Below are 22,143 nucleotides of genomic sequence, written 5' to 3' on the forward strand. Positions count from 1 at the left end.
CCCGATGGACACCGAAACACAGCCGACGGAGCGCGACCGCTCCTCCCGCCCTTCTGATTCCGAGGAGATCTCGGACACAGAGGGTCAGGAGGGACGGTCGCGCTTCGCGTTGGTGTCGCGGATCACCCAGTGGCTCCCGGGTGGGCGAATCAGCCTGACCCTGCTGGTCTTCCTGGTGTTTCTGCTGCTGCTCAACACGTTCGTGCTGCGGCCCTTCGAGATTCCCAGCGGATCCATGGAGTCCGGATTGAGGATCGGCGACCGCGTTCTCGTAAATAAGTTGGCGTACCGTTTCGGTGCCGAGCCGCGGCGCGGCGATGTTGTCGTGTTCGACGGAACTGGGTATTTCGGGGATGGCGACTACATCAAACGCGTTGTGGGTGTGGGGGGAGACCACGTGGTCTGCTGCGACAAGGAGGGGCGGATCCAGGTGAACGGCCGGTCGGTCGACGAGTCGACTTTCCTGTACCCCGGCGACAGCCCGTCCACGGTGCCGTTCGACGTCGTCGTGCCCGACGGCACGCTCTTCGTCCTCGGCGACCATCGCAGCGATTCCAGCGACTCCCGCGACCACCTGGGCTCGCCCGGCGGCGGCATGGTCCCGCTCGGCGACGTCATCGGCCGTGCCGACTGGATCGTGTGGCCGAGTGCGCACTGGACCCGCCTGCACCGTCCGGACGCCTACGCGCGCGTGCCCGCAGCGGACGGTGCGCATGGGTAACCGTGGCAAGCCGCGTGGCGTGCCCAGCAGCGCCGCCGAAAACCTGCTGCCCACCGGTGCCCGGCGCGCCGCCAGCCCCGCCGGTGGTCGTACGCGCGCGGAGCGGCGCAAGCTCCAGCGCAAGGTCAAGCGCCGTCGCAGGCGCTCCGCGATGAAGGAGATACCCCTCCTCGTCGGCGTCGCGGTCCTCATAGCGCTCGTCCTGAAGACCTTCCTCGTCCAGGCCTTCGTGATCCCGTCCGGCTCCATGGAGCAGACGATCCAGATCGGCGACCGCGTTCTGGTCGACAAGCTCACGCCCTGGTTCGGCTCCAAGCCGCAGCGCGGGGACGTCGTCGTCTTCAAGGACCCCGGCGGCTGGCTCCAGGACGAGCAGACGACGGTGAAGAAGGAGGATCCCGTCGTCATCAAGCAGGTCAAGGAGGCGCTCACCTTCATCGGCCTGCTGCCGTCCGACGACGAGAAGGACCTCATCAAGCGGGTCGTCGGCGTCGGCGGCGACCGGGTCAAGTGCTGTGACACGCAAGGGCGGGTCACCGTCAACGGCGTTCCCCTGACCGAGGACTATCTCTACCCCGGCAACGCCCCCTCCAACGCGCAGTTCGACATCACCGTCCCGCAGGGCCGGCTGTGGGTGATGGGTGACCACCGGGCCAACTCGGCGGACTCCCGCTCGCACCAGGACCAGGACTACGGCGGCACGGTCTCCGAGGGCGAGGTGGTGGGGCGGGCCATGGTCATCGCCTGGCCCCTCGGTCACTGGACCTCCTTGGAGGAACCGAATACCTACGCTTCCGTGTCCGACTCGGTGACCGGGTCGACCGCGTCTGTCCAGCCGTCGCATAGGGTTGCTTCCGACGATCCGAACGGAACGATCCAACTCCCGACCCCTGCGGAACTCCCGCTCGTTATGGGAGTGGTGGGCCTGCGCCGCGCATGGGGCAGGCAGCGGCACAGAGTAAGGAGTTGGCGTGGGGGATGTGGCGGTTGGCGCACGATCCGGGCACGACGGCGAGGAGCACCGCGGACACTCCGTGGGAGCAGCCGACCCGGCCGCGGACGGCGCTGTGACCTCCGGGAATGACCCCGGAGCAGCCGGCGACGGCGAAGGGTCGGGCGGGCAGCCCCCGACCGACGAACAGGGGTCGGGCGGGGCTTCCCCCACGCCGAAGAAGCAGCGCTCCTTCTGGAAGGAGCTGCCCATCCTGATCGGCATCGCGCTCGTCCTCGCACTGCTGATCAAGACGTTCCTGGTGCAGGCGTTCTCGATCCCCTCCGACTCGATGCAGAACACCCTTCAACAGGGTGACCGCGTCCTGGTCGACAAGCTCACACCCTGGTTCGGCTCCGAGCCCGAGCGCGGCGAGGTCGTCGTCTTCCACGACCCCGACAGCTGGCTGGCGGGTGAGCCCACCCCCGACCCCAACGCGCTGCAGACCTTCCTCAGCTGGATCGGCCTGATGCCGTCCGCGGAGGAGAAGGACCTCATCAAGCGCGTCGTCGGCGTCGGCGGCGACACGGTCGAGTGCAACCGCACCGGCCCGCTGAAGGTCAACGGCAAGGCGCTGAACGAGCCGTACGTCTACCCGGGCAACACCCCCTGCAGCCAGGACGACCAGGGCGGCCAGTTCAAGGTGAAGGTCCCCAAGGGCTCCATCTGGGTCATGGGCGACCACCGGCAGAACTCCCGCGACTCGCGCTACAACCAGTCCGACAAGAACCACGGCATGGTCCCCGTCGACGAGGTCGTCGGCCGCGCCATCGTGATCGCCTGGCCGATCAACCGCTGGGACAACCTGCCGGTGCCGGCCACCTTCGAGCAGAACCTGGACGCCCGGTCCGCCGTTCTGACGGTCGCACCGCAGGGACTCGCCCTGGCCGGTGCGGTACCGCTGGTGCTGTGGCGTCGGCAGCGGATCAAGGCGGCCGAGCCGCGCTGACTGCTCGACGCCCGTCCTGTTGCCGCCCCTCCCGCTGATCCCCTCCCTGGGGCGGCGAGCTTGGGAAAGCTTTGCCGAGCCTGTGACCTCGGGTGCTCAGGAGGGGCTGCCCGCTGTCGGTACCGCCGGGTAGGGTGCGGACCCATGGGTGGCGAGAGCACGACACGTACGGCGCCGCGCGAGAGTGGCGCGAGCAGGGGCCCGGCGGGCAGCCGGACCGGACAGCGGTTGTCCGGGCTGGCCGTGGCGCTGGGCCTGTTGCTGTTCCTCGGCGGGTTCGCCTGGGGAGCGGTCCTCTACCGGCCGTACACCGTGCCCACCAGTTCGATGGCGCCGACGATCGACGCGGGCGACCGGGTGCTGGCCCAGCGCGTCGACGGTGGTGAGGTTCGCCGTGGTGACGTCGTCGTCTTCACCGACAAGACATGGGTGTCCAACGCGCCCGTCGTCAAGCGTGTGGTCGCCGTCGGCGGGGACACGGTCGCCTGCTGCACCGACGGCAAGCTGACCGTCAACGGCAAGCAGATCGACGAGCCGTATCTGGCCAAGGACAGCCTGGCCGAGCTCCAGGACTTCCCTGCCGTGACGGTGTCGAAGGGCAGGCTCTTCCTGCTCGGTGACGAGCGCAGCGGCTCCCTGGACTCCACCGCCCACCTGACGGACGCCGCCCGCGGCACCGTCGCGCGCAGCGCCGTGTCGGCCCGGGTGGACGCCGTCGTATGGCCCATGAACGGCATGCTGGAGCGCCCCGCCGGCTTCGAGGGACTCGGCGCGCTGTCGTCGCCGGGGCCGCTGCGGACGGTCGTCGCGCTGATCGTCGTGGGTGGTGTGCTGGTCCTGGGCGGCGGGGCGTACGGGCCGATCGCGAGCAGGTCGGCCAAGCGCGCCAGGCCCAGGACGGAGCCCGCGGGTGCCCGCTGAGGCGCCGGGCGTGGAGAACGGGTCGTACTGCGAGACAGGCCCGGGTATCGGGTCGTACGGCGCTGAGGGGCCGGGAGAGAGCACGCACGGGGTCTCGTACGACGACTCGTACGATGGCGGGTTGCGCAAGGTCGCCCGGGTCGTGTTGCTCGACCCGCAGGACCGCATTCTGCTGCTGCACGGCCACGAGCCGGAGAATCCGGCCGACGACTGGTGGTTCACCCCGGGCGGCGGCGTCGAGGGCGACGAGAGCCGTGCGGAAGCCGCGGTGCGGGAACTCGCCGAGGAGACCGGCATCACGGAGGTCGAACTCGGTCCCGTGCTGTGGCGGCGGATGTGCTCCTTCCCGTTCGCGGGACGCCGCTGGGACCAGGACGAGTGGTACTACCTGGCCCGTACGACACAGACGGTGACCCGGCCCATGGGGCTCACTGAGCTGGAGCGGCGCAGCGTCGCCGGAGCGCGCTGGTGGACGTGTCGGGAACTTGCCCAGGCACATGAGACGGTGTATCCGACCAGACTCGCCGAACTGCTGCGCACACTGCTCGACGAAGGTCCCTCCGCCGGGCCCGTGACCCTTGACCCCGAAATTGTCTAGGTGCTGACGGGACTGGCGCACAATGGTGGGATCGCACGGCTGAAGGGGAACATGCCATGAGCGCCGAGGACCTCGAGAAGTACGAGACCGAGATGGAGCTCAAGCTCTATCGGGAGTACCGCGACGTCGTCGGTCTGTTCAAGTACGTGATCGAGACCGAGCGGCGCTTCTACCTGACCAACGACTACGAGATGCAGGTGCACTCCGTCCAGGGTGAGGTGTTCTTCGAGGTGTCCATGGCGGATGCCTGGGTGTGGGACATGTACCGGCCGGCGCGGTTCGTGAAGCAGGTCCGGGTGTTGACGTTCAAGGACGTGAACATCGAGGAGCTGAACAAGAGCGATCTGGAACTTCCGGGCGGGTGATGCGCGGTGACGCTCGGTGACTTTCACTCGCAGGGGTGAGGAAGTTATCCACAGTCGCGGACTTGTCCACCAAGATCCAATAGCTCGCTGAGCTGCCTTCATCGTTGGCGCCGGAGGTGGTGCCGACATGAACGCACGCAGTGCACTCGGCAGGTACGGCGAGGAACTGGCCGCGCGGCGGCTGGTCGAGGCCGGGATGACGGTCCTGGAGCGCAACTGGCGCTGTGGCAGGTCCGGAGAGATCGACATTGTCGCCAGGGACGGCGACGCGGTGGTCGTCTGTGAGGTGAAGACCCGCAGGACCAGCGGCTACGAGCATCCGATGGCCGCGGTCACGCCCGAGAAGGCACAGCGCCTGCGAGGCCTCGCCGAACGCTGGATCCACGCTCACGGAGGGGCTCCACCCGGAGGCGTCCGTATCGACCTGGTCGGCATCATCCTGCCCGACCGCGGCGCGCCCGTGGTCGAGCACGTGCGGGGGGTGGCCTGACATGGGGTTCGCGCGTACGTGCTCGGTGGCCCTGGTGGGCGTCGAGGGGGTCGTGGTCGAGGTTCAGGCGGACCTGGAGCCGGGGGTGGCGGCGTTCACCTTGGTGGGGCTGCCGGACAAGAGCCTGTCGGAGAGCCGGGACCGGGTTCGGGCGGCCGTCGTGAACTCGGGCGGCGAGTGGCCGCAGAAGAAGCTCACCGTCGGGCTCAGCCCGGCATCGGTGCCCAAGGCGGGCAGCGGTTTTGATCTGGCCGTCGCATGCGCCGTCCTCGGCGCCGCCGAGCGGATCGACCCGCGGGTTCTCGCGGACATCGTGATGATCGGAGAGCTCGGCCTGGACGGACGGGTACGTCCCGTCCGGGGCATCCTGCCCGCCGTGCTGGCCGCGGCCGACGCCGGGTACGAGCAGGTGGTCGTCCCGGAGTGCGCCGCGGCCGAGGCCTCGCTGGTGCCGGGTGTGTCCGTACTGGGAGTGCGCAGCCTGCGCCAGCTGATCGCCGTCCTCGCGGACGAACCGGTACCCGATGAGGAACCCGATGACCTGGGCCGGCCGGATCCGCTGCTCGCGGGTCTGCGGGTGCCCGGGACGGGTGCGGCCACGGGCATCCACAGCATGGGAGCCGCCGCGCCCGACCATGGGCACGACCTGGCCGATGTGGTGGGCCAGATGTCGGCGCGTACGGCCGTGGAGGTCGCCGCGGCAGGCGGGCATCACCTGTTCCTGGAGGGTCCGCCGGGTGCCGGCAAGACGATGCTCGCGGAGCGGCTGCCGGCCATCCTGCCCCGGCTCGGCAGGGAGGAGTCGCTGGAGGTCACGGCGGTCCACTCGGTGGCGGGACTGCTGCCTCCGGGCAGGCCCATGATCGACGTGGCTCCCTACTGCGCCCCGCACCACTCGGCGACGATGCAGGCGCTCGTCGGCGGTGGCCAGGGCATCGCGCGGCCCGGCGCGGTGTCCCTGTCCCACCGGGGTGTCCTCTTTCTGGACGAGACGCCGGAGTTCAGCAGTCAGGCCCTCGACGCCCTGCGGCAGCCCCTGGAAGCCGGGCATGTCGTCATCGCGCGCAGCGCGGGCGTGGTGCGCTTCCCGGCGAAGTTCCTGATGGTGCTGGCGGCCAATCCCTGCCCCTGTGGCCGTTTCTCCCAGACGGGCGACCTGTGCGAGTGCCCGCCCTCGGCGATCCGCCGCTATCAGGCACGGTTGTCCGGGCCGCTGCTCGACCGGGTCGACCTGCGGGTCGAGGTGGACCGTGTCACGCGCGCCCAGCTGACCGAGCGCGGGGCCCGGGGAGAGTCCACCGCGACGGTCGCGGACCGGGTGCGGGCAGCTCGGGAGCGGGCGTGGGCCCGGCTCGCCGGTACGCCGTGGCGGACGAACAGCGAGGTCCCCGGACGTGAGCTGCGCAGCCGTTGGTACGCCTCGACCGGCGCCATGGACGAGGCGGAACGGAACCTGGAGCGCGGCGTACTGACAGCCCGCGGGCTCGACCGCGTCCTGCGCGTCGCCTGGACCGTCGCCGACCTCGTCGGTCACGACCGGCCGGACGCGACGGACGTCGCCCTGGCCCTGCAACTGCGCACCGGTGTGCCGCGCGGCGTGCCCATGGCCATCGGGGCGCTGACATGAACGGAAGTGAGGAGTCGGACGACGAACTGCTCGGCCGCGTGTTCCTCGGTCGGGTCGTCGAGCCCGGTGACGAGGTGGCCGGGCGATGGGTGCGGGAGTACGGGGTCGGGGAAGTGGTGCGGCGGTTGCGGGAGGGGGTGGAGCCCTTGCCGGGGGTGAGTTACAAGCGGTGGGACGGGTTACGGGCTCGGGCGGCGCGGGCCGAGCCCGGGCGGGATCTTGCCGTCGCCCGGGAGGCAGGGGTGCGGTTCCTGCGTCCGGGTGACGTCGAGTGGCCGGGGCAGCTTGATGATCTCGGGGACGCGCGGCCCGTCGGGCTGTGGGTGCGGGGGCCGGCCAGTCTGCGGATGTGGGCGTTGCGGTCCGTCGCCGTCGTCGGGGCGCGGGCATGTACCGAGTACGGGGCGCACATGGCGGCGACCCTCGCCGGCGGGCTCGCCGAGCGGGGGTGGGTGGTCGTGTCCGGCGGCGCCTACGGGGTCGACGGCGCCGCTCACCGGGGTGCCCTCGGCGCCGGCGGGGCCACCGTCGCCGTGCTCGCCTGCGGCGTCGACCGGGCCTATCCGCGCGGGCACACCCAGCTGATCAACAGGATCGCGGAACAGGGGCTCGTCATCGGGGAGCTGCCACCGGGGGAGCATCCGACGCCCAGCAGGTTCATCGTGCGGAACCGGGTGATCGCGGCGCTGACCCGGGGCACGGTGGTCGTGGAGGCGGCCCATCGCAGCGGATCGCTGGTCACCGCCCGGGCGGCACAGCGGTTGGGACGTCACACGATGGGCGTTCCCGGCCCGGCCACCAGTGGGCTGTCCGCCGGCGTGCACGAGCTTCTGCGCGGTGATGCCGTGCTCGTCAGCGATGCCGCCGAGGTGGTCGAACTCGTGGGCGACATGGGAGAGCTGGCGCCCGAGCGGCGTGGGCCCGTCCTGCCGCGCGATCTGCTGGAGCCGAGGGCGCGCAGAGTCCTGGCCGCGCTGCCGGGCCGTCACGCGGCACGGGCGGACGAGGTCGCACGCGGCGCGCAGACCAGCGAGGACGACGCGATCGCGAGACTGTACGAACTCCGCTCACTTGGTTACGTCGAACGACACGGCGACAGCTGGAAGTTGACACGCCAGGCGATGATCTCTGTTCGCGCCGGTCGGAGTCGATGTTGACCGAGCGTGTTCGGCCGTACGGGGGAACACGGATGCCCTTGTGAATTCCCCCAGTTGGGGTGTTCGGGTGATCACGTAGAGCGATCGATATGACCTGGCGGGGCGTCCAGCGGAACGTATCTGCGTACGGCTTGCGCTCCGCCCTTCGCGCACCGCGATGCTGTAGTCACGCTACGCTCACGGGGATTCCGGCGCAGACCGGCACCTCGACACCGGAAGGTCCTCAGAACGGCACCAGCGCGATCACAGACCGACAGCTCCCCCAAAGCACCCCCACTTCACGGCAGAACGGCACAAGGCAACGAATGCCCCAGCACACCTCCGGGTCCGACCGGGCGGCGATCCCCCCAGCCGCCCGCGACGGTGGCAGCGTGCGACCGCCCGCTCCCTCGACGCTCGACGAGCTGTGGCGGTCGTACAAGGCGACGGGGGACGAGCGGTTGCGCGAGCAGCTGATCCTGCACTATTCGCCGCTCGTCAAGTACGTGGCGGGCCGGGTGAGCGTCGGCCTGCCGCCCAATGTGGAGCAGGCGGACTTCGTGTCGTCGGGGGTCTTCGGACTGATCGACGCGATCGAGAAGTTCGACATCGACCGGGAGATCAAGTTCGAGACGTACGCGATCACCCGGATCCGCGGCGCGATGATCGACGAGCTCAGGGCGCTGGACTGGATTCCGCGGTCGGTGCGGCAGAAGGCGCGCAACGTGGAGCGGGCTTACGCGACGCTGGAGGCGCGGCTGCGGCGGACGCCGACGGAGGCGGAGGTGGCCGTCGAGATGGGGATCGCGGTGGACGAGCTCCACGCGGTCTTCAGCCAGTTGTCGCTGGCCAATGTGGTGGCGCTGGAGGAGTTGCTGCACGGCGGCGGTGAGGGCGGCGACGGGCTGAGCGTCATGGACACGCTGGAGGACACCGCCGCCGACAATCCGGTGGAGGTGGCCGAGGACCGGGAGCTGCGGCGGTTTCTGGCGCGGGCGATCAACACGCTGCCCGAGCGGGAGAAGACCGTGGTGACGCTGTACTACTACGAGGGGCTCACGCTCGCCGAGATCGGGAACGTGCTGGGGGTGACCGAGAGCCGGGTGAGCCAGATCCACACCAAGTCCGTGCTGCAGCTGCGGGCGAAACTGGCTGCCTTCGGGCGTTGACCTGGCGCGATGAGGGTGGGGTTCTGCGGAGACACTCCCGTCGGGGGTGGTGCGTCCGTAGAGTGGTTGACGTGCCAAGGATTCGAGCGGCCTCCGTGGCCGAGCACCGGTCGATGCAGCGAGCCGCCCTGCTGGACGCGGCTCGTTCCCTGTTGTCCGAGGGCGGGACGGAGGCACTGACCTTCCCTGCCCTCGCCGAGCGGACGGGGCTCGCGCGGTCGTCCGTCTACGAGTACTTCCGGTCGCGGGCCGCCGTGGTCGAGGAGCTGTGCGAGGCCGACTTTCCCGTGTGGGCCGCGGAGGTCTCGGCGGCCATGGAGCGGGAGTCGACGGCCGAGGGCAAGGTCGAGGCGTATGTGCGGCAGCAGCTCGCACTGGTCGGGGACCGGCGGCATCGGGCCGTTGTGGCGATCTCCGCGAGCGAGCTGGATGCGGGGGCTCGGGAGAAGATCCGGGCGGCGCATGGTGGGCTGGTCGCGATGATCGTCGAGGCGCTGGCGGAGATGGGGCACGGGGAGCCTCGGCTGGCGGCGATGCTGTTGCAGGGCGTCGTGGATGCGGCTGTGCGGCGGATCGAGTTGGGGGCGGCGGAGGAGCCTGCGGCGATCACGGATGCGGCGGTCGCCATGGCGCTGCGGGGCGTCCGAGGCTGACCTCGGCTGAGGGCTGTGGGCTGGGCGTGGGTGGGTTGCGTCACCCGGTGTCGATCGGCACCCCGCGTCGAGGCCGAGGCCGAGCATGAGGCCGGGGTGTCGCGCAACCCGGCGCCGGCGGGGTGCCTTCTTGCGTTGGGTCGGGAGCCGCCCCAACGGCACGGCTGCCCGCGGCTTGGCCGGACGGGCAGGTCTGAGCGCCGTGTCCGGTTGCGCGGTCGGGTGCTACGGCGCCTGCCAGTCAGGTTGGCAACGGCACGCCCAGCACCGGCAGCAGTCTCGACGGCCCCCTGCGCAGCAGCCACGGTGGCAGCAGCGTGAGTGGGTCCAGATAGGTCTCGCCTCTCCGCAAGCCCCAGTGCACGCACGTCCCCGTGCAGTGCGAGCCGGTCGCCTCCACCGTGGCCACGACCTCCCCCGCCGCCACCTCGTCGCCCTTCCGCACCACCGCCCGCACCGGCTCGTACGTCACCCGCAGCGGCGGTTCCCCCGTCCCCGTCAGCTCCACCGACACCACCCCCCTGCCCGCCACCCGGCCCGCGAAGGACACCCGGCCCGCTGCCACAGCCCGTACCGGTGCCTCGGCCGGGGCGGCGAGGTCCACGCCCCGGTGGCCGCGGCCGTACGGGGTCGCCGGAGGTTCCCAGCCGCGGAGGATCGGGGGGTGTACCCCCACGGGCCAGGCTCGGCCGACCGTTGGCACGGTCGGGTCCGGGGCAGGTGCGGCGGGCCCGCTCGTGGCGGTCAGGGTCAGTCGTGGGGCCGGTGTCAGCAGGACGATTGCCGTCAGGAGCAGCAGTAACACCAGCCGCCCACATGTCCTCGCCGTCCTCGCGCATCGCATCTCTCGCATGCCGGAACCGTCGCGCATCCGAGCTGATCATGGCGGGGATCTGTGGATAACTCCCGGGTTGTGGACAGAGGCGTCACCCGAGGCCTCCCGGGTCCCGTACACTTCTTCTGGCGATCCGGGTCACCGGGTCGACTTCGCACGCCCCGATACGACCACCGGAAACGGTCCGTATCAGCGCCCCTCGGTCCTTCGTGGCACGGCGCATGTGGGCGTCAGGCGCGGAAGCCGTCCGGCATCCGCGGCACAACCGAGAACATTCAAGGAGAGCGGCCATGGCCGTCGTCACGATGCGGGAGCTGCTGGAAAGCGGCGTCCACTTCGGTCACCAGACCCGTCGTTGGAACCCGAAGATGAAGCGCTTCATCTTCACGGAGCGCAACGGCATCTACATCATCGACCTGCTCCAGTCGCTGTCGTACATCGACCGCGCCTACGAGTTCGTCAAGGAGACCGTCGCCCACGGCGGCACGGTCATGTTCGTCGGCACGAAGAAGCAGGCGCAGGAGGCCATCGCCGAGCAGGCCACCCGCGTCGGCATGCCCTTCGTCAACCAGCGCTGGCTGGGCGGCATGCTCACCAACTTCTCGACCGTCTACAAGCGTCTGCAGCGCCTCAAGGAGCTCGAGCAGATCGACTTCGAGGACGTCGCCGCGTCCGGTCTGACCAAGAAGGAGCTTCTCGTGCTCTCGCGCGAGAAGGCCAAGCTGGAGAAGACCCTCGGCGGTATCCGCGAGATGTCCAAGGTTCCCAGCGCCGTCTGGATCGTGGACACCAAGAAGGAGCACATCGCGGTCGGTGAGGCCCGGAAGCTCAACATTCCGGTCGTCGCCATCCTCGACACCAACTGCGACCCCGACGAGGTCGACTACAAGATCCCGGGCAACGACGACGCGATCCGCTCCGTCACCCTGCTCACCCGCGTGATCGCCGACGCCGTCGCCGAGGGCCTCATCAGCCGCTCGCGCGTCGCCACCGGTGACAAGGGCGAGAAGGCCGCGGGCGAGCCGCTCGCCGAGTGGGAGCGCGACCTGCTCGAGGGTGAGAAGAAGGCCGACGAGGCCCCGGCCGCCGCCGAGGCCCCTGCCGCTGAGGCTCCGGCCGCCGAGGCCCCCGCCGACGAGGCTCCGGCCGCTGAGGCCCCGGCTGCCGAGGCTCCGGCCGCTGAGGCTCCGGCTGCCGAGGGCGAGCAGGCCTGACACCGTCAGCGTTGACGGCGGGAGCGGTACTGAATCCAACAGCGCCTCCGGCGCGGTGAAGTCCGCTCCCGCCGTTCACCCGTAGGTCGACGAAAGGTCAGCGGCTTCCGTCTTCATGGGGGCCGTAGACCCCGTAGATCTTCGATCTTCCAGACTTCGAGAAAGATTCACAGACTCATGGCGAACTACACCGCCGCTGACGTCAAGAAGCTCCGTGAGCTCACCGGCGCCGGCATGATGGACTGCAAGAAGGCGCTGGACGAGGCCGAGGGCAACGTCGAGAAGGCCGTCGAGGCGCTCCGCATCAAGGGCCAGAAGGGCGTCGCCAAGCGCGAGGGCCGCTCCGCCGAGAACGGCGCCGTGGTCTCGATCATCGCTGACGACAACTCCTCCGGTGTCCTCGTCGAGCTGAAGTGCGAGACGGACTTCGTCGCCAAGGGTGACAAGTTCCAGGCCGTCGCCACCGCGATCGCCGAGCACGTCGCCAAGACCTCCCCGGCCGACCTCGAGGCCCTGCTCGCCTCCGAGATCGAGGCCGGCAAGACCGTCCAGGCGTTCGTGGATGAGGCCAACGCCAACCTGGGCGAGAAGATCGTCCTGGACCGCTTCGCGCAGTACGGCGACGGCTTCGTGCTCGCGTACATGCACCGCACGATGCCCGACCTGCCCCCGCAGATCGGTGTCCTCGTCGAGCTGGACAAGCCGAACGCCGAGGTCGCCAAGGGCGTCGCCCAGCACATCGCCGCCTTCGCGCCGAAGTACCTCTCCAAGGAGGACGTGCCGGCCGAGGTCGTCGAGTCCGAGCGCCGCGTCGCCGAGGAGACCACCCGCGCCGAGGGCAAGCCCGAGGCCGCCCTGCCGAAGATCGTCGAGGGTCGCCTCAACGGCTTCTTCAAGGACGCCACGCTGCTCGGCCAGCCGTACGCGCTCGACAACAAGAAGTCCGTCCAGAAGGTTCTGGACGAGGCCGGTGTCACCCTGAAGCGCTTCTCGCGCATCAAGGTCGGCATCTGAGTCCGTACCGCGATCGACGCCCGACCCCGATAGGGTCGAGGGCAAGTCGTCCGCGGACGCCGTCACCTCGCACGCGCGCGTGACGGACGACAGCAGATCTGACGAGGAGGCCATTGCCGCGCATGGGATGCGAAACACGCCCCCACCGGCAATGGCCTTCTTCGTATGTGCACCACGTAACAAAGGCGGGATCTCGATGACCACCAAGGCCCAGAAGAGCGACGACGGCAAAGTACGCGGCCGGTTTCTGCTGAAGCTGTCCGGAGAAGCCTTCTCCGGTGGTGGCGGCCTCGGCGTCGACCCGGACGTGGTGCACAAGATCGCCCGCGAGATCGCCGCCGTCGTCCGCGACGGCGCGGAGGTCGCGGTCGTCATCGGCGGCGGCAACTTCTTCCGCGGCGCCGAACTGCAACAGCGCGGCATGGACCGGGCCCGCTCCGACTACATGGGCATGCTCGGCACCGTGATGAACTGCCTCGCCCTCCAGGACTTCCTGGAGAAGGAGGGCATCGACAGCCGGGTCCAGACCGCCATCACCATGGGCCAGGTCGCCGAGCCCTACATCCCGCTGCGCGCCGTACGGCACCTGGAGAAGGGCCGCGTGGTCATCTTCGGCGCCGGTATGGGCATGCCGTACTTCTCCACCGACACCACCGCCGCCCAGCGCGCTCTGGAGATCGACGCCGAGGCGCTCCTCATGGGCAAGAACGGGGTGGACGGGGTCTACGACTCCGACCCGAAGACCAACCCGGACGCCGTCAAGTTCGACTCCCTCGGCTACGGCGAGGTCATCACCCGCGACCTCAAGGTCGCCGACGCCACGGCGGTCACGCTGTGCCGCGACAACAAGCTCCCGATCCTCGTCTTCGAGCTTCTGGCGGAGGGCAATATCGCGCGCGCCGTCAAGGGTGAGAAGATCGGCACGCTTGTGGGTGAGCAGGGCAGCCAGGGCTGACGCCCGAGAGCAAGCCCGTCCGGGCGACGGACGGGACGGACCCTGACCGGGGGATGGACAATGTCCTGCCGGTCGGGAACCGTGCAGGAAGAAGACGCGACGCAGCCGGCCGCCGCCCCCACGCAGGAACCGCAGCCGGGCCTTTACTCAAGACACGCAGGAGCAAGTGGTGATCGAAGAGACCCTCCTCGAGGCCGAGGAGAAGATGGAGAAGGCCGTCGTGGTCGCCAAGGAGGACTTCGCCGCGATTCGCACCGGTCGTGCGCACCCGGCGATGTTCAACAAGATCGTGGCCGACTACTACGGTGCGCCGACGCCGATCAACCAGCTGGCTTCGTTCTCCGTGCCGGAGCCGCGCATGGCGGTAGTGACCCCGTTCGACAAGACGGCCCTGCGCAACATCGAGCAGGCGATCCGTGACTCCGACCTCGGCGTCAACCCGAGCAACGACGGCAACATCATCCGAGTGGTGTTCCCCGAGCTCACCGAGGAGCGCCGCCGCGACTACATCAAGGTCGCCAAGGGCAAGGCCGAGGACGCGCGCGTGTCCATCCGCTCCGTGCGCCGCAAGGCGAAGGACGCCATCGACAAGCTGATCAAGGACGGCGAGGTCGGCGAGGACGAGGGCCGCCGTGCGGAGAAGGAACTCGACGACTCCACCCACAAGTACGTGGCCCAGGTGGACGAGCTCCTGAAGCACAAGGAAGCGGAGCTGCTCGAGGTCTGATGAACGACTCTTCCTGGGGGGCACCGCCACAAGCCGGGCAAGCCGGGTACTGGGGGGCCGCCGAGCGTGGACCTGTCCAGGGGGCTGCCCCGGCGGGTCCCGCGTACGATGCGCCTGAGGCGCAGCAGACTCGCCCCATGCCCATCGTGCCCGACGTACCCGCGTATGGCGGAGACCAGGATGACGACCGGGGGGCCGCTCGGCTGAGCGGCCCCTTGTTCAGCGACCGGCCGCCCCAGACACGGCCTTACGACACGCCGCAGGCGCGGCCCTCCGAGGCGGCGCCGCAGAATCCGGAGCCCATGCCCGACGCCCCGCATCCGGCGCCCCAGCCGCAGAAGAAGAGCGCGGGGCGCGATTTGGGCGCGGCCATAGGGGTCGGTATCGGGCTCGGTGTGGTGATCATCGCGTCGCTGTTCGTCGTCAAGGCCGTGTTCGTCGGCGTTGTCGCGGTCGCCGTCGTCGTCGGCCTGTGGGAGCTGACCAAGCGGCTCGACGAGCGCAAGGGCATCAAGGCCCCGCTGGTCCCGCTCGCGCTCGGCGGAGCGGCCATGGTCGTCGCCGGGTACGTCCGGGGCGCCGAGGGTGCCTGGGTGTCGATGGCGCTGACCGCGCTGGCCGTACTGGTCTGGCGGATGACGGAGCCACCGGAGGGCTACCTCAAGGACGTCACCGCGGGCGTCTTCGCGGCGTTCTACGTGCCGTTCCTGGCGACGTTCGTCGCGATGATGCTGACCGCCGAGGACGGGGCGTTCCGCGTTCTGACGTTTCTGCTCCTGACGGTCGTCAGCGACACCGGCGCGTACGCCGTCGGCTGGCGCTTCGGCAAGCACAAGCTCGCCCCGCGCATCAGCCCCGGCAAGACCCGCGAGGGCCTGCTCGGTGCCGTGAGCTTCGCGATGGTGGCGGGCGCGCTGTGCATGGAGTTCCTGATCGACGACGGCGCCTGGTGGCAGGGCCTGCTCCTGGGCCTCGCGGTCGCGGCCAGCGCCACGCTCGGCGACCTCGGCGAGTCGATGATCAAGCGGGACCTGGGCATCAAGGACATGGGCACCCTGCTGCCGGGGCACGGCGGCATCATGGACCGGCTGGACTCGTTGCTGCCCACGGCGCCGGTGGTGTGGTTGCTGCTGGTGCTCTTCGTGGGGTCGGGCTGACCGGTCCTGAGCACCGCTGACGGTCGTAAGCACGTGGGAGCCCCCGCTCGTGGCGAGCGGGGGCTCCTTCGTCTTCTGCTTGGTTTTCTGCGCGATGGTGTCCCGGCTCGTCTGGTGGGACGATTCCCGTGTACGCCCTCCAAGGCACCTGAAGGTACCGCCAAGGCACCTGAAGGTACCGCCAAGGCACTTCAAAGGGGGTCAACATGACCGCCATCCGAGAAGTCATAGACGTCGACTGCACGCCGGACGAGGTCTACGCGTATGTCACCGACCCGTCCCACCTGCCGGAATGGCAGCTGAGCGCTGTCTCCGCGGAGCAGCTCGACGAGGGGCCCGTCCACCCCGGCTCGCGGGTTCGAGTCACTCGTCGCATCGGCAGCCGAGAGATGCCGATGACCGTGGAGTTCACCGAACTCGACCCACCGCACAGCTGGGAACTGCACGGGGTCGAGGGTCCCGTCAGGCCACGGGCTCACGGGGAGATCGAGCCGCTCGACGACGGGCGGCGCTCCCGCGTGACGATCGAGCTCGACTTCGAAGGGCACGGCTTCGGCAAGTTCCTGGTGCCCCTCGTCGTCCGCCCGCAGGTCCGCAAGGAACTGCCGCGCGACGAGCAACTGCTCAAGGACCGGCTGGAGCGCACGGCCGACTAGTCCGTCCCGGCCCCTCCCACGGGGCCTTACGACATACAGACGTCCCGCAGCTCCTCGGCCGCGGCGTCGATCCTGCTCGAGTCCGGGTCGGTGTCGCCGTTCAGGACGGCCTTGTTGTAGTCCTCGATCGCCTGGTTCAGGTCGTCGACCGCGTGGCCGACCTTGTCGTCGTCCGTCGTGACGTCGATCTCGTCGAGTCGCTCGCCTTTGAGGCTGTCGGCGATCACGTCGGCCTGCTGAAGACAGTCCCCCAGTGACTTGTCGGCGGGGTCGCAGCCGGTGACAAGACCGGCGGTGAGTGCGACCGCGGCCAGGGCGGAGGCGAGGGCGGCGGTACGGCGTGGGCGATCGGCGGCCATGGGACGGTTCCTTCCGGGTGGGCTGCGGTTGCCGCCAACCATCCCGTCGTACGACCGACCGGCACGAGGGAGTGATCACCCGGGTCCGTGGTGGAGCGGGCTACACCAGTGGATCCGGGGCAACGGCCACACGGGACATGCTGATCACTCGAACGGCGACAGGCCCTTGCCCTCCAGGTGAGCGAGGAGCGAGTCAAGGCATGCGTCCGCCGTGGCCAGGTCAGTGCGGAAGAACGAGTCCTCGCCGAGCTGCCCACCGCTGACGATGACCATCCATGCCGCCCTGCGCTCAGCCATGCGGTCACCGTCGACCTTGATGACGGTCGTGACTCCGCGCTCGGCCAGCCACTCCATCAGTTCGGTCATGTCCACTCGCACTCCTCCGGAGAGATCATCCCACCTCCAGGGCAGGGGTGACGGCCCCCACCCCGCTCTGGCCCCACTCTGGCCTGGGGAGCCGGAGTTGATCTGCCACACTGGAAGGGTTATGCCTGCACCCGGAGAACTCACTTTCGTCGCCCCGCGCGGAGCCAAGAAGCCGCCGCGGCATCTTGCCGATCTCACGCCCGGTGAGCGCAAGGACGCCGTCGCTGCGATCGGCGAGAAGCCGTTTCGTGCCAAGCAGCTCTCGCAGCACTACTTCGCGCGGTACGCGCATGACCCGGAGCAGTGGACCGACATCCCTGCCGGGTCGCGCGCCAAGCTGCGGGAGGAGCTGTTTCCCGAGCTGATGACCGTCGTACGGCATCTGTCGACCGACCAGGGCGACACGCGCAAGACGCTGTGGCGGCTGTTCGACGGGACGCTCGTCGAGTCGGTGCTGATGCGGTACCCGGACCGGGTGACCATGTGCATCAGCTCGCAGGCGGGGTGCGGGATGAACTGCCCGTTCTGTGCGACCGGGCAGGCGGGGCTGGACCGGAATCTGTCCACCGCCGAGATCGTGCATCAGATCGTGGACGGGATGCGGGCGCTGCGCGATGGGGAAGTGCCTGGGGGGCCTGCTCGGCTTTCCAACATCGTCTTCATGGGGATGGGGGAGCCGCTCGCCAACTACAACCGGGTCGTGGGGGCCATCCGGCGGCTCACCGACCCCGAGCCCGACGGGATGGGGCTGTCCCAGCGTGGGATCACCGTCTCGACGGTCGGGCTCGTCCCGGCCATCCACCGGTTCGCCGACGAGGGCTTCAAGTGCCGGCTGGCCATCTCGCTGCACGCGCCCGACGACGAGCTGCGCGACACCCTCGTCCCCGTGAACACGCGGTGGAAGGTGCGCGAGGTGCTCGACGCCGGGTTCGAGTACGTCCAGAAGTCGGGCCGTCGGCTGTCCATCGAGTACGCCCTCATCCGGGACATCAACGACCAGGCCTGGCGTGGTGACCGGCTCGGGCGGCTGCTCAAGGGCAAGCCGGTGCATGTGAACCTGATTCCGCTCAACCCGACGCCTGGCTCGAAGTGGACCGCTTCGCGGCCCGAGGACGAGAAGGCGTTCGTCGAAGCCATCGCCGCCCATGGTGTGCCGGTGACCATTCGGGACACCCGTGGTCAGGAGATCGACGGGGCGTGTGGGCAGCTCGCGGCGACAGAGCGGTAGTCTGACCGCCGTAAGTACATCTTCATATTCCGACAGGGGAGCGCCACAGCGCTGAGAGTGCGGCACCGGCCGCAGACCCTCCGAACCTGGCCCAGGTCATTCTGGGTAGGGAGATCGGTCATCACTCGAGCTGTTGCGCCCTGCCCGGAGACTTCCAGAGGTTCCGGGCAGGGCCGCGTCTCTTCCTGGTCAACCCAGGAGGAATTCAGTGAGCATCACCAAGAAGGCCACGGTTTTCGCCGTCGGGTTCGGACTCGTCGCGCTGCCCGCGTTGGCCGCGTGCGGGTCGTCCGACAGCGACGGCGGCAGCGGCAGCGGCGGCGGTTCCAAGACCGTCACGCTCGTCAGCCACAACTCGTGGGCCGTCTCCAAGCCCGTCCTCGCCGCCTTCGAGAAGCAGTCCGGCTACAAGGTCAAGGTCCTGGAGGACGGCGACGCCGGGCAGGCCGTCAACAAGGCGATCCTGACCAAGGACAACCCGCAGGGCGACGTCTTCTTCGGCGTCGACAACACCCTGCTGTCGCGGGCGCTCGACAACGAGCTGTTCCAGTCGTACGAGGCCAAGGGCTCCGACCGGATCCTCGATGAGTACCGGGTCGACCAGGACAAGCACCGGGTCACGCCCATCGACACCGGCGACATCTGCGTCAACTACGACAAGGCGTACTTCAGCGAGCACAAGCTGACCCCGCCCACCTCCTTCGACGACCTGATCAAGCCCGCGTACAAGAACCTCCTCGTCACCGAGAACGCCTCCACCTCCTCGCCCGGCCTCGGGTTCCTGCTCGGCACCGCCGCCAAGTACGGCGACGACGGCTGGGAGGGCTACTGGAAGAAGCTGAAGGCCAACGGCGTCAAGGTCGTCGACGGCTGGGAGCAGGCCTACAACGAGGAGTTCTCCGGCTCGGCCGGCGGCAAGAAGGCCAAGGCCGAGCGGCCGCTCGTCGTGTCGTACGCCTCCTCCCCGCCCGCCGAGGTGATCTACGCCGATCCGAAGCCGACGACCGCGCCGACGGGCGTCGCGACGGGCACCTGCTTCCGCCAGGTCGAGTACGCGGGCCTGCTGAGCAACGCCGAGAACGCCCCGGGCGGCAAGGCGCTGCTCGACTTCCTGCTCACCAAGACGTTCCAGGGCGACATGCCGCTCAACATGTTCGTCTACCCGGTGGTGAAGGGCGCCCAGGTGCCGGAGGAGTTCACCGAGTTCGGCCCGCAGGCCAAGGATCCCGAGACCATGGATCCGGCGAAGATCGCCGACAACCGTGACGACTGGGTCAAGTCGTGGACCTCGCTCGTACTGAAGTAGCCGAAGCGGTCCCGCGTAAGGGACGCGCGCGGAGCGCGGCGGTGCGGCTCGGCCTCGTCGCCGTGCCCGTCGCGTTCTTCGGGCTCTTCTTCGCCTACCCTGTCGCCGCGATCGTCGCGCGCGGGCTGAAGGTCGACGGGGTATGGCAGTTCGGGCGCCTCACGGACGTGCTGGGGGAGCCCGACATCCGGCACGTCCTGTGGTTCACCACCTGGCAGGCCCTCGCCTCCACCGCGCTGACGTTGCTGATCGCACTGCCGGGCGCCTACGTCTTCGCCCGCTTCGACTTCCCCGGCAAGCAGGTCCTGCGAGCCGTGGTGACCGTCCCCTTCGTGCTGCCGACGGTCGTCGTCGGTACGGCGTTCCTCGCGCTCGTCGGCCGCGGCGGACTGCTCGACGAGCTGTGGGGCGTACGGCTCGACACCACCGTGTGGGCCATCCTGCTCGCGCACGTCTTCTTCAACTACGCCGTCGTCGTACGGACGGTGGGCGGGCTCTGGTCCCAGCTCGACCCGCGGCAGGAGGAAGCCGCGCGGATGCTGGGGGCGTCGCCTCTGAAAGCCTGGCGTCAGGTCACCCTCCCCGCCCTGGCGCCCGCCGTGGCCGCCGCCGCGCTCATGGTCTTCCTGTTCACCTTCACCTCCTTCGGTGTGGTGCAGATCCTCGGCGGCCCGACCTTCTCGACGCTCGAAGTGGAGATCTACCGGCAGACGTCCGAGATCTTCGACCTGTCCACGGCCGCCGTCCTGACGATCATCCAGTTCCTGGCGGTGGGCGCGATCCTCGCCGTGCACGCCTGGACGGTACGGCGGCGGGAGAGCGCCCTGCGCCTGGTGGACGCGTCCGTGACCGCGCGGCGGCCACGCGGGGCGGCGCAGTGGGCACTGCTGGCCGGTGTCCTGGCCGTCATCGTCGTACTCCTGCTGCTGCCGCTGGCCGTGCTGGTGCAGCGGTCCCTGGACGCCCCCGACTTCGGCTACTACCGCGCGCTGACCAGCGCCGACGGTGGGGTCTTCCTGGTGGCGCCGATCGAGGCGATCGGCAATTCGCTCCAGTACGCCGTCGTCGCCACCCTCATCGCCGTGCTGATCGGCGCACTGGCCGCGGCAGTGCTGACCCGACGGGACGCGGGCCGGTTCGTACGGGGCTTCGACGCGTTGTTGATGCTGCCGCTCGGGGTGTCCGCGGTGACGGTCGGGTTCGGGTTCCTGATCGCCCTGGACGAGCCGCCCTTGGACCTGAGAAGCACCTGGATCCTCGTGCCGCTGGCCCAGGCGCTGGTCGGGGTGCCCTTCGTCGTACGGACCATGCTCCCTGTGCTGCGGGCCGTGGACCAACGGCTGCGGGAAGCGGCGTCGGTGCTGGGCGCGTCGCCGTGGCGGGTCTGGCGTGAGGTGGATCTGCCGATGGTGCGGCGGGCGTTGCTGATCGCGGCCGGGTTCGCCTTCGCGGTGTCGCTGGGGGAGTTCGGGGCGACCGTGTTCATCGCGCGGCCCGACAATCCGACGCTGCCGGTGGCCGTGGCGCGGCTGCTCGGGCGGGCCGGCGAGCTCAACTACGGCCAGGCTATGGCCCTTTCGACAGTACTGATGGTGGTGTGCGCGGTGGCGCTGCTGGTCCTGGAGCGGCTTCGTACGGATCGGACGGGGGAGTTCTAGATGGCACAGAGTCCGAAGAGTTCGCGGAGTCTGCTGAGCCTTGGAGGCGCCACCGTACGGTTCGGTGGGCGGCCCGTGCTGGACGGTGTCGACCTCGATGTCGCCGAGCACGAGATCGTGTGCGTGCTCGGGCCGAGCGGCAGCGGCAAGTCGACGCTGCTGCGGGCGGTGGCGGGGCTGCAACCGCTCGATGCCGGGCGGGTGTCGCTGGACGGGCGGGACCAGGCCGGGGTGCCCGCCCACAAGCGGGGTGTCGGGCTGATGTTCCAGGACCATCAGCTGTTCCCGCAGCGGGATGTCGGGGGCAACGTGGCCTTCGGGGCGCGGATGCACGGCGCCTCGAAGGGCGAACAGGCCGAGCGGGTGGGGGAGTTGCTCGATCTGGTCGGTCTGCCGGGTGCCGCCCGCCGTGCCGTCGCCTCGCTCTCCGGCGGGGAGCAGCAGCGGGTGGCGCTGGCCCGTGCGCTCGCGCCCCGGCCGCGGCTGCTGATGCTGGACGAGCCGCTGGGCCAGCTCGACCGTTCGCTGCGGGAGCGGCTCGTGGTCGAACTCCGGGAGCTGTTCGGGCGGTTGGGCACCACCGTGCTGGCCGTGACGCACGACCAGGGCGAGGCCTTCGCGCTCGCCGACCGGGTCGTGGTGATGCGGGACGGGCGGATCGCCCAGACCGGGACGCCGCTGGAGGTGTGGCAGCGTCCGGTGGACGAGTTCGTGGCGCGCTTCCTCGGGTTCGACAACGTCGTCGAGGGCACGGTGGCCGGAGAGGCCGCGGACACCCCCTGGGGGAAGCTCCCGGTGGGCGAGGGCGCCGCGCAGGGTACGCGGACGCTGCTCGTACGGCCGGCCGGAGTACGGCTCGTGGCCGCCGACGAGGGGCTGCGCTGCGTGGTCGCGGCGCGGACGTTCCGGGGCACGCATGTCGCCGTGCACCTCCAGCCGGAGGACGCGCCGCGCCTCGAAGCGGCGTGTGCCCTGCGGGACGCGCCGGAGGTCGGGGACGAGGTCGGGGTGGAGTTCGACGCGGCGGAAATTGTCCTGCTGGGCTGAT

Annotated in this window: 24 protein-coding genes and 1 riboswitch; of the genes, 21 read left to right on the plus strand and 3 right to left on the minus strand. The window is 69.7% G+C overall.

Annotation, left to right across the window (positions count from 1 at the left end):
* Nucleotides 1-4: 4 nt before the first annotated feature.
* The 11 genes from lepB (AB5J49_RS33760) (at nt 5) to AB5J49_RS33810 (ending at nt 9,620) form a co-directional block, all read left to right on the plus strand.
* Nucleotides 5-721, plus strand: coding sequence for a signal peptidase I (gene lepB, locus AB5J49_RS33760; RefSeq protein WP_369172638.1), 717 nt, complete (start codon nt 5-7; stop codon nt 719-721).
* A complete protein-coding gene (gene lepB, locus AB5J49_RS33765; protein WP_369172639.1) occupies nt 714-1,805 on the plus strand; it encodes a signal peptidase I in 1,092 nt (363 codons plus the stop codon). The genes lepB (AB5J49_RS33760) and lepB (AB5J49_RS33765) overlap by 8 nt, the downstream gene beginning before the upstream one ends.
* Complete coding sequence (lepB, locus tag AB5J49_RS33770; protein WP_369172640.1) at nt 1,693-2,661, plus strand: signal peptidase I; 969 nt, start codon at nt 1,693-1,695, stop codon at nt 2,659-2,661. Before lepB (AB5J49_RS33765) ends, lepB (AB5J49_RS33770) begins: the two co-directional genes overlap by 113 nt.
* Nucleotides 2,662-2,805: 144 nt before the next feature.
* Nucleotides 2,806-3,582: a signal peptidase I gene (gene lepB, locus AB5J49_RS33775; RefSeq protein WP_369172641.1), complete on the plus strand. Its 777-nt coding sequence runs from the start codon at nt 2,806-2,808 to the stop codon at nt 3,580-3,582.
* A gap of 121 nt (nt 3,583-3,703) precedes the next feature.
* Nucleotides 3,704-4,180, plus strand: coding sequence for an NUDIX hydrolase (locus tag AB5J49_RS33780; protein WP_369175350.1), 477 nt, complete (start codon nt 3,704-3,706; stop codon nt 4,178-4,180).
* Between the two features lie 56 nt (nt 4,181-4,236).
* On the plus strand, nt 4,237-4,545 hold the full coding sequence (locus AB5J49_RS33785; RefSeq protein WP_003965949.1) for a DUF2469 domain-containing protein: 309 nt from the start codon (nt 4,237-4,239) through the stop codon (nt 4,543-4,545).
* 127 nt (nt 4,546-4,672) lie between these two features.
* A complete protein-coding gene (locus tag AB5J49_RS33790) occupies nt 4,673-5,035 on the plus strand; it encodes a YraN family protein (RefSeq protein WP_369172642.1) in 363 nt (120 codons plus the stop codon).
* A gap of 1 nt (nt 5,036) precedes the next feature.
* Nucleotides 5,037-6,662, plus strand: coding sequence for a YifB family Mg chelatase-like AAA ATPase (locus AB5J49_RS33795; protein WP_369172643.1), 1,626 nt, complete (start codon nt 5,037-5,039; stop codon nt 6,660-6,662).
* A complete protein-coding gene (gene dprA, locus AB5J49_RS33800) occupies nt 6,659-7,819 on the plus strand; it encodes a DNA-processing protein DprA (RefSeq protein ID WP_369172644.1) in 1,161 nt (386 codons plus the stop codon). Before AB5J49_RS33795 ends, dprA begins: the two co-directional genes overlap by 4 nt.
* 305 nt (nt 7,820-8,124) lie before the next feature.
* Nucleotides 8,125-8,967, plus strand: coding sequence for an RNA polymerase sigma factor WhiG (whiG, locus tag AB5J49_RS33805; protein WP_369172645.1), 843 nt, complete (start codon nt 8,125-8,127; stop codon nt 8,965-8,967).
* A gap of 95 nt (nt 8,968-9,062) precedes the next feature.
* Nucleotides 9,063-9,620: a TetR/AcrR family transcriptional regulator gene (locus AB5J49_RS33810; RefSeq protein ID WP_369175351.1), complete on the plus strand. Its 558-nt coding sequence runs from the start codon at nt 9,063-9,065 to the stop codon at nt 9,618-9,620.
* A gap of 241 nt (nt 9,621-9,861) precedes the next feature.
* On the opposite strand, the gene AB5J49_RS33815 is transcribed toward AB5J49_RS33810, so the two are convergent.
* Nucleotides 9,862-10,425, minus strand: a complete 564-nt coding sequence (locus AB5J49_RS33815; RefSeq protein ID WP_369172646.1) for a murein hydrolase activator EnvC — start codon at nt 10,423-10,425, stop codon at nt 9,862-9,864.
* A 320-nt stretch (nt 10,426-10,745) separates the two neighbouring features.
* Here AB5J49_RS33815 and rpsB point away from each other — a divergent pair, with 320 nt between their 5' ends.
* The 6 genes from rpsB to AB5J49_RS33845 all read left to right on the plus strand — a co-directional run bounded on the left by rpsB (nt 10,746) and on the right by AB5J49_RS33845 (nt 16,178).
* Nucleotides 10,746-11,669, plus strand: coding sequence for a 30S ribosomal protein S2 (rpsB, locus tag AB5J49_RS33820; RefSeq protein WP_369172647.1), 924 nt, complete (start codon nt 10,746-10,748; stop codon nt 11,667-11,669).
* A gap of 177 nt (nt 11,670-11,846) precedes the next feature.
* A complete protein-coding gene (tsf, locus tag AB5J49_RS33825) occupies nt 11,847-12,683 on the plus strand; it encodes a translation elongation factor Ts (RefSeq protein ID WP_369172648.1) in 837 nt (278 codons plus the stop codon).
* A gap of 196 nt (nt 12,684-12,879) precedes the next feature.
* Nucleotides 12,880-13,638 carry a UMP kinase gene (pyrH, locus tag AB5J49_RS33830; RefSeq protein WP_369172649.1) on the plus strand — a complete coding sequence of 253 codons (759 nt, stop codon included), beginning with the start codon at nt 12,880-12,882 and terminating at the stop codon, nt 13,636-13,638.
* Between the two features lie 169 nt (nt 13,639-13,807).
* On the plus strand, nt 13,808-14,365 hold the full coding sequence (frr, locus tag AB5J49_RS33835; RefSeq protein WP_030943211.1) for a ribosome recycling factor: 558 nt from the start codon (nt 13,808-13,810) through the stop codon (nt 14,363-14,365).
* On the plus strand, nt 14,365-15,522 hold the full coding sequence (locus tag AB5J49_RS33840) for a phosphatidate cytidylyltransferase (RefSeq protein WP_369172650.1): 1,158 nt from the start codon (nt 14,365-14,367) through the stop codon (nt 15,520-15,522). The genes frr and AB5J49_RS33840 overlap by 1 nt, the downstream gene beginning before the upstream one ends.
* 206 nt (nt 15,523-15,728) lie before the next feature.
* Nucleotides 15,729-16,178, plus strand: coding sequence for an SRPBCC family protein (locus AB5J49_RS33845; protein WP_369172651.1), 450 nt, complete (start codon nt 15,729-15,731; stop codon nt 16,176-16,178).
* A gap of 26 nt (nt 16,179-16,204) precedes the next feature.
* Here AB5J49_RS33845 and AB5J49_RS33850 read toward each other — a convergent pair whose 3' ends face one another.
* Together AB5J49_RS33850 and AB5J49_RS33855 are read right to left on the minus strand one after the other, a co-directional pair.
* Nucleotides 16,205-16,537, minus strand: a complete 333-nt coding sequence (locus tag AB5J49_RS33850) for a hypothetical protein (protein WP_369172652.1) — start codon at nt 16,535-16,537, stop codon at nt 16,205-16,207.
* Between the two features lie 144 nt (nt 16,538-16,681).
* Nucleotides 16,682-16,903 (minus strand): hypothetical protein, encoded by a 222-nt coding sequence (locus tag AB5J49_RS33855; protein WP_369172653.1) that lies wholly within the window; start codon nt 16,901-16,903, stop codon nt 16,682-16,684.
* Between the two features lie 121 nt (nt 16,904-17,024).
* On the opposite strand from AB5J49_RS33855, the gene rlmN reads away from it, so the two are divergent.
* The 4 genes from rlmN to AB5J49_RS33875 all read left to right on the plus strand — a co-directional run bounded on the left by rlmN (nt 17,025) and on the right by AB5J49_RS33875 (nt 22,142).
* A complete protein-coding gene (gene rlmN / locus AB5J49_RS33860; RefSeq protein WP_369172654.1) occupies nt 17,025-18,131 on the plus strand; it encodes a 23S rRNA (adenine(2503)-C(2))-methyltransferase RlmN in 1,107 nt (368 codons plus the stop codon).
* A 24-nt stretch (nt 18,132-18,155) separates the two neighbouring features.
* A riboswitch (TPP riboswitch) is annotated at nt 18,156-18,261 on the plus strand.
* Nucleotides 18,262-18,339: 78 nt separating this feature from the next.
* Entirely contained in the window at nt 18,340-19,437 is a 1,098-nt protein-coding gene (locus tag AB5J49_RS33865) for a thiamine ABC transporter substrate binding subunit (RefSeq protein ID WP_369172655.1), read from the plus strand.
* The gene (locus AB5J49_RS33870; protein ID WP_369172656.1) at nt 19,413-21,095 is read left to right on the plus strand and encodes an ABC transporter permease; all 1,683 of its coding nucleotides are present in this window, start codon (nt 19,413-19,415) and stop codon (nt 21,093-21,095) included. Before AB5J49_RS33865 ends, AB5J49_RS33870 begins: the two co-directional genes overlap by 25 nt.
* A complete protein-coding gene (locus AB5J49_RS33875) occupies nt 21,096-22,142 on the plus strand; it encodes an ABC transporter ATP-binding protein (RefSeq protein ID WP_369172657.1) in 1,047 nt (348 codons plus the stop codon).
* Nucleotide 22,143 lies beyond the last annotated feature (1 nt).

Origin of the sequence: Streptomyces sp. R28 (genome assembly GCF_041052385.1) — a bacterium.
GTDB lineage: Bacteria > Actinomycetota > Actinomycetes > Streptomycetales > Streptomycetaceae > Streptomyces.